The organism is Actinotalea endophytica (genome assembly GCF_025717005.1).
GTDB lineage: Bacteria > Actinomycetota > Actinomycetes > Actinomycetales > Cellulomonadaceae > Actinotalea.
In genome coordinates, this window is the sequence record NZ_JAOVZU010000010.1 from 123501 (window position 1) to 135705 (window position 12205).

18 protein-coding genes are annotated in these 12205 nt (G+C 71.4%); 3 read left to right on the forward strand and 15 right to left on the reverse strand.

Features of this window, described 5'->3' with window-relative positions; translation table 11 throughout:
• Positions 1-3 precede the first annotated feature (3 nt).
• Genes OEB99_RS16575 through OEB99_RS16595 form a run of 5 tightly spaced genes read right to left on the reverse strand, consistent with a single transcriptional unit; the run spans position 4 to position 4301 of the window.
• Positions 4-249, reverse strand: coding sequence for a hypothetical protein (locus OEB99_RS16575; RefSeq protein ID WP_263578405.1), 246 nt, complete (start codon positions 247-249; stop codon positions 4-6).
• Positions 249-437, reverse strand: coding sequence for a hypothetical protein (locus tag OEB99_RS16580; RefSeq protein ID WP_263578406.1), 189 nt, complete (start codon positions 435-437; stop codon positions 249-251). The genes OEB99_RS16575 and OEB99_RS16580 overlap by 1 nt, the downstream gene beginning before the upstream one ends.
• On the reverse strand, positions 437-2011 hold the full coding sequence (locus tag OEB99_RS16585) for a hypothetical protein (RefSeq protein ID WP_263578407.1): 1575 nt from the start codon (positions 2009-2011) through the stop codon (positions 437-439). Before OEB99_RS16585 ends, OEB99_RS16580 begins: the two co-directional genes overlap by 1 nt.
• A gap of 31 nt (positions 2012-2042) precedes the next feature.
• Complete coding sequence (terL, locus tag OEB99_RS16590; protein ID WP_263578408.1) at positions 2043-3572, reverse strand: phage terminase large subunit; 1530 nt, start codon at positions 3570-3572, stop codon at positions 2043-2045.
• A gap of 21 nt (positions 3573-3593) precedes the next feature.
• Positions 3594-4301, reverse strand: a complete 708-nt coding sequence (locus OEB99_RS16595) for a hypothetical protein (protein WP_263578409.1) — start codon at positions 4299-4301, stop codon at positions 3594-3596.
• Here OEB99_RS16595 and OEB99_RS16600 point away from each other — a divergent pair.
• Positions 4275-4676, forward strand: a complete 402-nt coding sequence (locus OEB99_RS16600) for a hypothetical protein (RefSeq protein WP_263578410.1) — start codon at positions 4275-4277, stop codon at positions 4674-4676. The genes OEB99_RS16595 and OEB99_RS16600 overlap by 27 nt on opposite strands.
• 129 nt (positions 4677-4805) lie before the next feature.
• Here the strand turns inward: OEB99_RS16600 and OEB99_RS16605 are convergent, their stop codons facing one another.
• The 4 genes from OEB99_RS16605 to OEB99_RS16620 form a co-directional block, all read right to left on the reverse strand.
• Entirely contained in the window at positions 4806-5855 is a 1050-nt protein-coding gene (locus OEB99_RS16605) for a hypothetical protein (RefSeq protein WP_263578411.1), read from the reverse strand.
• On the reverse strand, positions 5852-6058 hold the full coding sequence (locus OEB99_RS16610; protein WP_263578412.1) for a hypothetical protein: 207 nt from the start codon (positions 6056-6058) through the stop codon (positions 5852-5854). The genes OEB99_RS16605 and OEB99_RS16610 overlap by 4 nt, the downstream gene beginning before the upstream one ends.
• 265 nt (positions 6059-6323) lie before the next feature.
• Positions 6324-6542 carry a hypothetical protein gene (locus tag OEB99_RS16615; protein ID WP_263578413.1) on the reverse strand — a complete coding sequence of 73 codons (219 nt, stop codon included), beginning with the start codon at positions 6540-6542 and terminating at the stop codon, positions 6324-6326.
• The gene (locus OEB99_RS16620; RefSeq protein ID WP_263578414.1) at positions 6539-7255 is read right to left on the reverse strand and encodes a hypothetical protein; all 717 of its coding nucleotides are present in this window, start codon (positions 7253-7255) and stop codon (positions 6539-6541) included. The genes OEB99_RS16615 and OEB99_RS16620 overlap by 4 nt, the downstream gene beginning before the upstream one ends.
• A gap of 201 nt (positions 7256-7456) precedes the next feature.
• Here OEB99_RS16620 and OEB99_RS16625 point away from each other — a divergent pair, with 201 nt between their 5' ends.
• Positions 7457-8191: a hypothetical protein gene (locus tag OEB99_RS16625; RefSeq protein WP_263578415.1), complete on the forward strand. Its 735-nt coding sequence runs from the start codon at positions 7457-7459 to the stop codon at positions 8189-8191.
• A gap of 51 nt (positions 8192-8242) precedes the next feature.
• Positions 8243-8716, forward strand: a complete 474-nt coding sequence (locus tag OEB99_RS16630; protein ID WP_263578416.1) for a hypothetical protein — start codon at positions 8243-8245, stop codon at positions 8714-8716.
• A gap of 14 nt (positions 8717-8730) precedes the next feature.
• Here the strand turns inward: OEB99_RS16630 and OEB99_RS16635 are convergent, their stop codons facing one another.
• From OEB99_RS16635 to OEB99_RS16660, 6 genes are read right to left on the reverse strand one after another with little or no spacing between them, the layout of a single operon-like run.
• Entirely contained in the window at positions 8731-9264 is a 534-nt protein-coding gene (locus OEB99_RS16635; RefSeq protein ID WP_263578417.1) for a hypothetical protein, read from the reverse strand.
• Positions 9264-9962, reverse strand: a complete 699-nt coding sequence (locus tag OEB99_RS16640; RefSeq protein WP_263578418.1) for a hypothetical protein — start codon at positions 9960-9962, stop codon at positions 9264-9266. Before OEB99_RS16640 ends, OEB99_RS16635 begins: the two co-directional genes overlap by 1 nt.
• The gene (locus OEB99_RS16645) at positions 9962-10459 is read right to left on the reverse strand and encodes a hypothetical protein (protein WP_263578419.1); all 498 of its coding nucleotides are present in this window, start codon (positions 10457-10459) and stop codon (positions 9962-9964) included. Before OEB99_RS16645 ends, OEB99_RS16640 begins: the two co-directional genes overlap by 1 nt.
• Positions 10456-10782, reverse strand: a complete 327-nt coding sequence (locus OEB99_RS16650) for a hypothetical protein (protein ID WP_263578420.1) — start codon at positions 10780-10782, stop codon at positions 10456-10458. The genes OEB99_RS16645 and OEB99_RS16650 overlap by 4 nt, the downstream gene beginning before the upstream one ends.
• A complete protein-coding gene (locus OEB99_RS16655) occupies positions 10779-11969 on the reverse strand; it encodes a hypothetical protein (RefSeq protein ID WP_263578421.1) in 1191 nt (396 codons plus the stop codon). The genes OEB99_RS16650 and OEB99_RS16655 overlap by 4 nt, the downstream gene beginning before the upstream one ends.
• Entirely contained in the window at positions 11966-12169 is a 204-nt protein-coding gene (locus tag OEB99_RS16660) for a hypothetical protein (RefSeq protein ID WP_263578422.1), read from the reverse strand. The genes OEB99_RS16655 and OEB99_RS16660 overlap by 4 nt, the downstream gene beginning before the upstream one ends.
• Positions 12170-12205 lie beyond the last annotated feature (36 nt).

Here is a 12205-nt window from a genome sequence, read left to right on the forward strand (position 1 = left end):
AGGTCACGTCCCGCCGCGTCGGTACCAGGTGAACTCGAACACCTGGTCGCCCGGCTCGGGGTGATCCTCGGGGACCACGACGGCTCGCAGTCGCTGGCGCTGGCCGGCGTTCGGGCCTTTGCTCACGGTGTGCACGCGGGTCACGAGGTAGGTGCGGCCGCTGGTGGCGGAGCGGACGTAGTCGGCCTCGCGGATCCTGGCGGTGGTGTCGAGCGTCATGCCGACCTCGACGCCCAGCGGCGCAGTCATCACGCTCCCGGGATGGGTTCGCCGCACTCGTTGCAGCGGCGGATCCGGCCGGCGGTCATCGTGCCGTTCGGCAGGTGCTGGACGAACGCGAGGTAGGCGCCGGTGGACTTCGCGCACCGCGGGCACCACACCTCGCGCTCGACCGCCAGGACCTCGATCGCCACCTTCACGAGCCGTCCGGTCGCCATCACAGCACCTGGGCGGGGTCCTCGCCGCGGCGGAACGCGTCGATCGCGGCCTGCCCGGCGGACAGCATCGGGTCGACCCAGTTGCCCTGGTCGTCGAGCATCGACTCGAGGATGTCGTCGACGTCCTTGACCCCCAGGACCTGCATGAGCAGCCGGGCGGTGACCTCGGGCGGGATCTTGCTGGTGCCGTCAGCCTCGACGATGGCCTTGACGAACTGGTCGACGGGCAGGTCGTCCATCGACGGCCAGTCGAACTCGACGGTCTGGTCCACGTCCCCGGTCAGGGTGGTGACCATCCGCCCGGTGTCGGTGTCGCGCAGCACCGTCCCGGACAGCGGGCCTTGCGGGGCGCGCACCGCGGCGGTGATGACGTAGGCCAGGGACCGCCGGTAGGCGTCCTCCCAGACGCTGCGGCGCATGCCCATCTCGAGCTCGGTGGGCCGGTCCAGGGTCTCGGCGACGGCCCGGGCGCCGGTCTGGCCGGGGTCGGCGAGCAGGACGGTGACGGCGATGCCCAGGCCGGCGGCGATCATCGCGGCGAGCGGGCGCCCGGAGTCCGAGTCGACGGTCGCGCCGGTCTTCGGGATGGCTTCGAGCGTGACGTCGTTGCCCATGACCGCGGTCGCGCCGACGTTGTTCGGGTTGCCGTCCGGGGCGGTCTCGGCGGGCCGGCGGGTGAGCTTCTGGCGCAGCGCCTGGGCCTTGGAGCCCTTCGAGGTGGCGCGCCAGGCGTACTGGGACAGGGACTTGACCAGCGTGGCCCAGTCGGCGAGGAAGTCCCGGTACAGGCGCGCCCACGGCAGCGCGGCGTACACGTCGCCGATGCCGAAGTCCCACCCGTCCAGGTCGTTGACCTTCACGTGCAGGACCGGGGCGTCCCACATCACGGGGGCGCCGTTGAGCTGCTTGGGGCGGGTGGCCGGCCAGTACCCGAGCGCCGGGTAGTAGGCCTGCAGCATCTGCGTCGCGGTGGTGCCGTCGTTGCGGACGACGGTCGCGGACCACTCGCGGCGGTAGTACCAGGCCTCTGACGCGTCGTCGGGGTTGGTGATCGGGTCGGCGATCTCGGCGAACGGGATGCGCCGGGCCTGCACGAACCCGGTGCGCGGGTTGGTGAAGTGCGCGATGAACACGTTCCCGTCGGTCGCGACGGACCGTTCGAGGCGCTCGTGCGCCTGGTCGCCGGTGTACGCGCCCTGGTTGCCGTCGTCGTCGAGGAACGCCTGCACCACGGCGTTGACGTCCTGGGTCTCGTCCGCGCCGGCGCGGGCGGTGATCTGCACCCCGGAGCCCCACACGTAGGCGATCCGCAGGTTCACGCCGCGCTTCACGAGCGGGTGCGCGACGGCCATGACCCGGCAGGCCTCGGCGGAGCGGGTCAGCCCGGCGCGGGAGAACTGCTCGCGCGAGCCGGCGATGATCCGGTCCCAGCCAGTGTCGTCGAGCTGGAGCTCCAGGTCGGCGAGGGACTCGGTGAGGACCTCGAGCAGGGACTCGGCGGCGTTCGCACGGGCGACGGCCTGCTCGACGATGGCGGTCGGCCGCAGCCCGACGGCCTCCCCGACGCGCGTCATCACACCCACCCGGCCCACCGCCTTCCGTTGGTCAGTAGCCGCCGACGATGGCGTGCGGGTCGTCGTCGTCGATCAGGTCATCGCCGGTCACCCAGGCGTCGTCCTCGTCCAGCAGCGGCATGAGCAGGATCCGGTTGATGGCCTGGGACAGCGCGTCGACCGCGTCGTCGTGGGCGCCGTTGGGGAACGCTGCGGCCTCGGTGATGAGGTCCTCGACGTTCGGCAGCAGCTCGGCCTCGGGGAGCACCACGTTGCCGGAGTGGCACAGCGGGCTCACCGCGGCGGCGCGGGCGTACTTGGACCCCTCGGGCTCGATCGGGATGAGGCCCCCGATGGTCCGGTGCAGGGCGTTGATCACTGCGGGCCCGTTGGCCTTGTCCTCGACGAACTTGGCCGTGGCCTGAGGCCAGCGAGCCGACATGGCCTTGATCGCGGCGAGCGTCTTGGTGAACGACAGTCGGTCGCGCACCTGGTCCACCAGGAACGCCTCGGCGCCGATGCGCAGCCACACCTGGCCGACGACGTAGTCGCTGGACTTGCGGTCCTTGAACGCGAGGTCCCAACTCTGCACGAGCTCGAAGGCCCGGTGAGTGATGATCCTGGACCCGTCGGCCCGCTCGACCCACAGCTCGTGGTCGTACCGGGCCCACTCGGCGGGGAACAGGTCCCCGGTGTCCGGGGTGGGCCGCCCCTGGTACAGCGACGCCCAGGTGCGGGGGCCGGCCTGGGTCTTGCGACGCTCCCACTGGGCGCGGGTGCGCGGCACGCGCTGCCCGGTCGAGCGGTCCAGGAACGTGCGAGCGGAGATCATGAACTCGCCGGGCTCGCGGCCGAGCGGGTCGGTCTGGCCGGCTTCTGGCCGGTGGTCGGCCTGGGCGGGGATGTTCACCACGCGCCAGGCGCCGCCGTCCTCGGCGGCGAGCAGGCGGCCGGCGAGGTCGTCGTGGTGCCAGCGGGTCAGGATCAAGATGACCGGGGCGCCGGGCGCCAGGCGGGCGCTGGCGGTGTCGGTCCACCACTCCCAGGCGCGTTCGCGGTAGACCTCCGAGTCTGCTTCCTCGCGGTCCTTGAGGGGGTCGTCGATGATCAGGACGTCCGCGGGCCGGGAGGTCAGGCCGCCGCCGATGCCGACGGCGTAGATGCCGCCCTCGTGGCCGGCGAGCTCGAACTCGGCCTGGGCGCCCACGTCGTCGGCGATGCGCAGGCCCAGCTCGGCGGAGTGCGCGTTGATCTCGCCGCGGATGAGGCGGCCCATGCGCCGTGCCGGGCTCAGGGCGTAGGACGCCACGACGATGCGGTCGTCCGGGTGGTCGACGAGGCGGTGGACGGGTGTCCACTTCGTCGCGAGGGTGGACTTGCCCTCCTGCGGTGGCATCGACACGATCAGCCGGCCGTCGAGGGTGTTGAGGGTCTCGGTGATCGCGGCGTCGATGTGGTCGATCGCCGGTGTGCGGCGGAACCGCGGGTCGAGATCGGCCGCCATGTCCGCGGGCGTGGCCCAACGCGGCGGCCGGGCCGGTTCGAACTGGCGGGCGGCGTGCTCGGCCCAGGCGACGGTCACGGGGGCAGACCCCCATTCTTGTTACCCGCCCGATGTCTGTGTGATCTGCTGGACCTGCAGGACGAGCGAAGGTGTGTTGGCGAGAAGACCCGCAGCAGTCGGCCAGAAGAAGCGATCCTTGAAAGCCTCCCAGCGCGGCCTATGAGAGGTCGACTGGTGCGCCGCGGCCTGCATTGCTACCCAGACCGAGGTCCAAGCGCTCATTGTTGTGCTCTCGCCGTAGAGGTCGTACTCGTCCACGCACGTCTGCAAGTGCCGGACGACAGTCCGGATGTGATTCGCGAGGAGAGGGTCGAGCGACTCGTCGTCGTCTGCGGCGGAGAGGATCTCCGTGAGGAGTCCGTTCAGACTCTCGATCGCGGCGGGGTCCAGTCGAGCGTTCCCCCGGTGCTCGAGCGTATCCGCGAGTTGCGCGAGCACCTGCAGCATCTCGAACGGCACCTCGGCGGCCGCTTGACTGTTGCCGTTCCACGAACCTGCGGTCAAAGCGAGGACGCTTGCGGCGAGCGTCGGCATTGTGGACCGGAAGAGGTCGGTGTGGCGGCCGCTCGATTCGAGCTCGGCGAGGGCCGAGTCGATCTCGCCGATGAGAGCCATGGCGCGGATGTGCTTGGAGAAGCCCTCCGACCACACCCGCGCGTCGACGCCGCGCCGTCCCTGAACGGTGCCGCCCGTGGCCGCACGCCATTCGCTCAGAATCTCGTGGAGTTCAGCCGCTGGATTGCCCACCCGTCGATGCTAGCCAATTCGCAGGCCGAGGGGCTCCGGGTCGAGCACGGCTCCCGCGTCGGTGTGCGGCGGCCGGAGCGCGCCCCCATGTGGGTGGGGACCTGCATGATGACCGTGAGCGGTGCCCGAACGCGTACCGCCGACGGATCGGAAGGAAACTCGATGAAGAACGTGACCGTCGTGCTGTCGTACTTCAGCACATCTCGCCAGCCGGCTGACACGGTCGCCTTCGAAGGCGTGATGAATCTGCAGGTGGCCGACAATGGGGCACTGATCGTGATCGGCCAGAACTCCCGGGTGATCGCGGCATTCCCGCAGGGCCAGTGGGCCGCGGTCTATGCAGACGAGTCGATGAAGGGGTACTCGAACCCGTAGCAGGCGACGGGGAAGGCCCCGCACACAGGGGGACGGTGCGAGGCCTTGATCCGGGGGATTCGGGGCGCACTGAAGACCCCGAAGGCGTTACAACTCTCTCACCAGCGACGACGCAACGTCAACGAGGCCTCAGGCCCGGCGTGTCGCGACCGACGGCGCCCGGCCGGCCCTTCGCTCGTCGGCCCACCGCTCGACGAGGGCGTGCACGTCTCCGACCCGGTAGGTCGGCTCGCCCCGGCGGGTGCCGCGCTGGCGCATGAGGACCGCGGGCAGATCGGGGGCGTCGTCGAGCATGTCCTCGGTCCACCCGGCCCGGGCCCACTCGACCCACTCGGGGCCGCCGAAGTCGCAGCGCGCCGCCCACCAGGTGCGGACCATGCCGACCGCGTCGGCCCACTCGTCCCGGGCGCGCTTGGCCCACTGCCGCAGCGTGCCGGCGGGGACGTCGGGCCAGACCATCCGGGCCTGGGCGAGGGTCACGAGTGAGTCGGGTCGCACGCCGGGGAGCTCGACGATGTGCTGGCGGGTGGAGAACCGCCACTGCGCCCGGTCGGCCCAGGTCATGCCGCATCCGAGGCACCGGACGGTGTCGGAGAGGCCCCGCGGGAGTGGCTTCCAGTCGGGGTCGGACCAGTCCTGGACGACGGGGCCGCCGCAGTGCACGCAGGGCTCGGGGTGGAACTGGGGCAGGAGACCGGCGATGCGCCGGGCGGCGGTGCGCAGGCGCTTGGCGTCCTTGAGGTAGGCGGGCCAGCCGGAGTCGTCGGGGTTGTGCGCGGCCCAGATGTGGTGGGCCTTGAGGTAGTCGATCGCCGAGGCGTTGGACGGGCCGGTGTGCTCGGTCCAGCGGGCGACCCAGCCCCACAGCTGCTCGCGGACGTCCGCGGGGCGAGTGATGCCGCCGGGTGGGGTTCCCCCGGGTGCGAGGCGCATGTTGCCAGGCGAGGAGATGAGCGAGCGGGGGTCGGTGCGGTAGTAGCCGAGGGCGTGGGTGATGTCGTCCAGGACCCGGGCGGCGTGGCGTTCGCAGGGGCGGCAGAGCAGGAGGGTAGTGCCCGACGGGCCGCCGCAGGTGGTGCAGGTCGCGCAGGTCTCGTCACAGTCGTTGCAGGCCCAGGCGCGGATGCCGTCGGCGCCCTTGGCGCGGGTCCACTCGTGCTCGTGGCGGTCGTCGGTCACGCGCTCCTCCTCTGGCGGTGCTCGTCGCGGGACAGGTCTCCGTGGTGCCCGATGTGCCAGTACTCGCAGGCTGTGCAGTGGTAGACCGAGAGCCCGTGCCCGGCGGTGCGGCGGCGGATGATCCTGGCGTCGCGCTTGGTCGCGAACTTCCGTTTCCCGGTCGCGCGGCAGTAGCCGACGTGGGTGACGAGGCTGGCGCTCACAGTCCGGTCACCGGCCTGCCGGGCTTGGGGGTGTGGATCCGGCCGGTGGGGGTGGGCTCGTCCTGGAGCACCGGATCGGGCGGGAGGGGGAGCGGGCGGCTCTCTCCACACTCGACGCAGGTCTCGACCGTCTCGGCGAGGGTGTGCTCCCAGATGTGGGCAACGATTCCGTGCCGGTGCAGGCACTCGAGTCGCATGGACTCGACGGGCCAGGGGCGTCCGCAGCCGGGGTGAGGGCAGCGGTCGCCCTGCCATGGGTCGCGGGTCATCGGCGTCCCCTCCGCCGGGTCTTCGCGCGGTAGGCGGCGTGCATCTTCGAGCGAGCAGGGGTCTCCCACACGTCAGCGCGGTGTCGGCGCCAACGGCGACTGCGCGGAACCGACTCGAGGACTGCGTAGCGGTAGAGCTCCATCCCGCGGAACGCGGCCGCGATCCGGGACGTGTCAACGGTGATGGTCACGGTGACGCTGTCAGCGGTGCTCATGCTGCTCCTCCGGTGATGGCGCGGAGCTCGCGGGGCACCACGACGGGCACCTGCTCGAGCTGGGTTGGTGTGAGGTTCAGGGCGTCGAGGATCCGGCGGATGACGGTCGCGACGAGGTCGCCCTGCTGCTCGGCGAGGCGCACGCGGCGCTCCTCGACGCCGGCCTTGATGGCGGCCGCGCAGACGGTGACGAGGTGAGCGCGTTCGGCGGCGTACAGGGCGTACCAGATCGAGGGCTTGGCCTCCTGGGTGGTGCCGGCGTCGTCGCCACCGGACTTGACCTTGGTCGTGCCCCAGACGAGCGCATGGCGTCCGTCGCCGATTGCGGACTCGATCTCGGCGTCGTCGTCCTCCTCGGCGTGGTCGGCCAGGTGGCGTGCTTCGTCGAGCTCCTGGACCTTGCCGCGCAGCCACTGCACGTGGCCGGCGGTCCACCGGACCTCCTCGAGCAGGGCCTCGGTCGGGGAGATGTCGACGGCCAGGCCGAGGGTGGCGACGGCTCGTTCGGCGGCCTGGGTCTCGCGGGCGCGGGCTGCCTTGGCGCGGGACTGGGGGGATGCGCCGCCGTGGGAGCGGCAGACGTCGAGGCCAGTGACGCGGGGGTTGGTGCAGGGTCCGCCGTGGCGGCGCTTGGAGTGCCCGGTGCAGGAGGGATGCCCGTGGGGGGTGAGGTGGGGCTGGTGGCACTTCGGGCAGGGGTCATGGGCGGTCATGGGTGGCCTCCTGCTCTTCGGGGTCGGTGGTGGTGGGGAACTCGGGTGGCGGGCCGCCGGTGAAGCACCGGCATGGGCCGTCGCGGTGGACGAAGCCGGTGGAGGGGCGCGCTGCGCAGGGCCAGGTCATGCGGTCTCCCGCGCAGGGGACGCCGCGGCTTTCACCGGCGGGACGAGAAGGAGAGCCGCTAGCGTTGCCGGATGGCCTGGGACTGGCTCTTCGGACCGAAGGTGCTCTTCGAAAGCGACAACACGGTCGCGTTCAACCGCTTCGTACTCGACGTGACAGACGTGCAGCAGATCGTCGACGTCGTTACGGAACGGCATGGGCAGGCCTCCGTGATGCGGCCGACGGGTCTGCCTCGAGACGGGGACTATGCCATCCCGGTGACCAACCTCCTCGAGGCGTCGGATGCCGACCTCGCTGCGATCCGAATCCAGGCGTCCCCTGTGGGCCCCGGGGCGGTGGGAGAGGTCAACGTCACGCTCTGGAGGACCGGCGCTTGGCTGAGCTGTACCGCCGTTTTGGACGCCGAGCTCAAGCGTCGGGTGATGCTGCTCATCACCGAAAACGGGCGCCGACGCGTCCAGTGGCTCCGGATCTACAACGCCGTCCGAGTCGTGCTCATCGCGGCCCTCATCGCGCTGCCTGTGTGGGTCGCGATCACGTCTTGGCCGGAGATCCCGATGGTCGTCGTGACGGCCATCGTGTCGGTTCTGGCGGGCCACGACCTGGTGTCCCGGTACGCGAAGTGGGGCCGCGATCACGGGATCACGCCCAGCACCGGTGGCGTGAGGATCGACGCCGTCACGAGAACGGCACGCCGCTCTCAACGATGGGACCAGCGACGCGACCTCAAGGTTGCCGTCCTCACTATGCTCGGCACGCTCGTCGTGACGGCCATCGTGGCGTGGGCCAACGGGGTCTTCGCCTAGGAGCAGGGAACCGTCGCTCAGGAGCGCCCGACACCGTGTCGATGGGGACTCGTGGACATCCCTACGGCACTCGTGACGCTCCTTGCAGCATCGCTCGTCCTCCTTCCGCGGATCCCGGCCCTCAGCCGCGAGGGGCGGGCTCAAGCGCGCATCCGCGCTGACGCGGACCTGTGGAGGGCAATGCCAGAAGGCCCCGCGCGCACTCAGCTGGCCGAGGCGATCGAGAGCGCCACACTCGAACTCCTCGCGGATCGCAAGAGCGAGCGCTTCGCCGAGCGGGCCGTGAACCGCACCATCGCGTGGGCGGCAGCAGCGTGGGTGATGCTCGTCATCTCGGAAGTCGACGTCAGCAGCGACGTGTGGTGGGGTCACGTTCGCGACGCGCTCCGCATCTTCGGCTTCCTTGCCGGAACGATCGCCGCGCTGCTCTTCGTGGCGACGCTCGGCCTCGGCGCCCTCCATCTCGTTGCTCGCGGTCTGGAGTGGCTGGGCTCGAAGAGGGCGTCGAGGAAGCGCGTCGGATAGGCGCTCGCTGGCGGTCACAGGTCCTCCTCGACGTCATGGGCGGCCCTCATCGCGGCATCGGGCTGGTGGGGGTCGCTGCTCTCGGCCGCGATGGTGGGGGTCCAGTCGGCGCGCGCCTTGGCCAGCGCCTCACGCACCAGCGCGGCTCCCCGGGCGTAGGACTCGGCCGTCGGAGCCGGGACGGGTTCGGGCTCGAGCCAGCCGGCCGCGCCCTTGCGCTCGGACTCGCACGCCCGGCAGTGGCCGGCGATCTCGTGCTCGTGGCCATCGACGGGGCAGCGCTCGGTCGCCGCGGACGGCACGCTCGTGGCTGCCTCGCTCGGGATTGCAGTTGCAGCTGCGGCCCACCACGCCCCCGGGTTGTTCAGCAGCGCGGGTGTGGTCGTAGTCGGGTCGGTGGCGACGACGATGGCTGCGATGGACAGGACCCGGTAGGACCGGTGGCCGTGGTTGCGGCCGAGGAACGTGACCAGGGAGTTGACGGGCCAGTCGGGGTGGTGGGCGTTAATCGACGCCGCGATGACCTGGATCTGCTCGGGTGTGGCCATCAGGAGTGACCTCCAGGGGTCAAGGCGTCGGTCGGCTCGCGCGTTACGTCAGTGACGTTTGACGCTTGAGGTGACCCATCTAGGGGTTGGGGGCTGGGGGTAGGGGGTAGGGGGAACACGCCCGCGCGCACGCGGGGGGTATCGGGAACCCTTCGGGGAAGGTCTCGGGAACCCTTCCCGATACCCTTTCCGGAACCCTTTCGGGAAGGGTCTGCCAGGTCGCTCAGGAGTGCGTCGACCACGGCGGTGACCTGGGCTCGCGTGCTCGGTCCGTCGTTGCGGCCGGGCTCGTCGGACAGCTCGTCAAGGGGCAGCCGCTGCAGTTCGTCACGCAGGGCTGTGCGCAGCCGCTGGGACTCGATCTGCCGGGCGTCCTCGCGCATGCGAATCATCACCTTGGGCAGGCGGTAGACCTCGTCGTTGCGCACGTAGGTGCGGACCAGCACCTCCTCCGTGTCGTCGTCGACCAGGACGAAGTGCGCCCGGGCGAGGTCGCAGAGGGTGGCCTCGATGTCCTCGGCGCAGGTGTCGCGGACCTTCGCGGCCCAGCGGCGTGAGCGCATCGGGATCAGGCCGGCGAACGTGAGGTCGCGCTGCGAGAGCAGGAACATGTAGAGCCGCTGCGCTTCGTGGTCGAGCGCGAGGAACTCCGGGTTGTCCCAGATCCGGCACAGGATCCTGCCGTGCGTGCGGGCCATCAGGCCGTCCCCTCGTGTGGCTCGTCGGCGGCGTAGACCGCCAGGGCGTAGGCCTGCCAGGCGTCGGCGGCGAACCCGTAGAACCACCCAGGGGCGGCCTTGGTGCCCTTCCCGTGGTTCGGTGCGCTCGGCGCGAACCGGTCGACCAGGGCCTGGCGCACGTTCGCGTCGTTGGCCCTGGCGGAGTGGCAGTGGTGGACCTTGACCGGGTGGCGCTTGATGAGGGCGGGCTCGTCGCCGGTCCGGGCGGTGCGGGCCTGGGCGAAGCGCCCGATCCACACGCAGGTCTCGAAGACGTCGGCGCCGACCGGCATGCCGTAGCTCGCGACCATCTCGATCACGGCGAAGTCCGCGGCGCCGAGCGAGGTGAGCTCGAGCGCGGTGAGCAGCTCGTCGTTCGGAGTCTTGCCGTGGTCGAGGGGCCGGCGGGTGGCGACGTCGATCAGGACCCACCCGGAGGCGGTGTTGCCGGGGTCGATGGCCAGGAGCGTGCTCACAGGTGGTCGCCTCCCTGCAGGGGTGTGATGGCCAGGACGAAGTCGGCCCACCGGGCGACGTACCCGCAGGACGGCAGGACGCACCCGACGGTGTCGGCGTCGGCCATGAGCCGGCGGCCGGGCTCGCACAGGTGGAGCGTGGCGACGCGTTCGCACCCGGGGCACAGCCACAGCACGGACCAGGCTGCGGGCTGGTCGCCGGGGTGGCGGGCGTCGTGCTTGCGGTGCTCGCACGGGACCGCCGGGGCGAAGTCGAGGGCTTCGAGCGGGTCGCGGACGAGGGTCAGGTGCGGGGCCCGGGCTGGGTGCGCGGGGGCGGTCATGCGGCGGCCCTCGTCTCGCGGATGAGGCTGAGGATGTCCTCGCGCTCGGCGCGCAGTGCGAGGGTCTCGATCGTGCCGACGGGCTTCTTGGCACCCACGCCGCACCGCACGGCGGCGGTCGCCGGGTTCACTCCGCCGCGGACCAGGTGCGCCCACTCGTCGAGGTCGACCGGGTGCCGGCGCTCGGTGGGCGTCGTGCAGTGGCGGTTGGCCTCGTAGTGGGTCCAGCAGGCCTTCATGCCGCGTCCGTGGGGTTCGGCGCAGCCGGCGACGTTGCACTCGCCGGGGCGGCCATAGCCGGCCGGTGGCGGGGTGTTCGGGTCGTCGAGCTGCTCGTCGTCCCAGGCCGCTGGCGGTGCCCACTGTTCGGTGCGGGCGCGGTTCAGGGCGCGCGAGACCGCGATCTTTGCGGGCATGGTCGTCGGGTTCGGCCGGGAGTTGCCGAGCGTGTCGTACAGGTCGCGGATCCCGCGTGCGTTCCGGGCGAGCACGGGCGTGCCAGCGAGCGCGGAGTCGATGGCCTGCCGGTTAACCCCGGCGCGCTCGGCGAGCTGCTGCACGGACCAGCCGAGCGCGACGAGCGCCTGGACGCGGCGGGCGGTCCCGGTGGAGTCGACGATCTGGCCGCCGGCGAGCTGGTCGATGCTCGGCATCGGGATCGCGAGGACGCGCTCTGCGGTGCGTCGCTGGACCTTGGACGCGGGCGGGCGATGGGTGCCATCGGCCCGGGTGATGCCGTAGAGGATCTTCGTCAGGGTGCCCGACGAGATGCCGTGGACGGCGGTGATGCGCTTGAGGCCCATCCCGGCCTCGAGCAGGGCCCGCAGGCGCTCCCGGACGGGCTCGGCGTCGACCATGGCGGTGCGGCCGTAGGCGATGTTGCGAGTCCGCTGGGTCTCGTAGTCGGAGTTGGCCGTCGCGCAGGGGATGCACCGGCAGCGGTCGAGGACGTAGCAGGCGTGGGTTCCGTGCTGGTGCTGGGTGCGCTTGTGGTGGCAGGGCTTGGGGGTGCGATCGACCGCGGCGGAGCGGGCCAGCCCGCGGGCCCGGGCGGCTTCGGAGGCGCGGTGCTTGTTGCAGGAGTGCATGGCCAGGGCGTGGTTGGCGAGGCCGGCGGTGGTGCGCTTGGACGTCCAGCCGCACTCGGGGCAGGTGCGCACGACGTCCCAGGACTGGCGGGCGCTCATCGGGTCGCCTCGATGCGTCCGGCCTGGTGCTGGTGAGGGTGGTAGGCGACGGTGCCCTCGATCTCGGCGCGAACCGTGGTCGCGCCCTCGATGGTCCAGGGGCAGTGCTGGCACTCGGCGCGGTGTCGGTCGTCGTCGAGCTTGCGGATCGGGACCCGAGGCCGGGCGATCGGGGTCGTGTTGGGCTCGGGGGTCGCCATGACCCTGCTCCCTTCGCTGGTCGAGGTGGTGCCAGA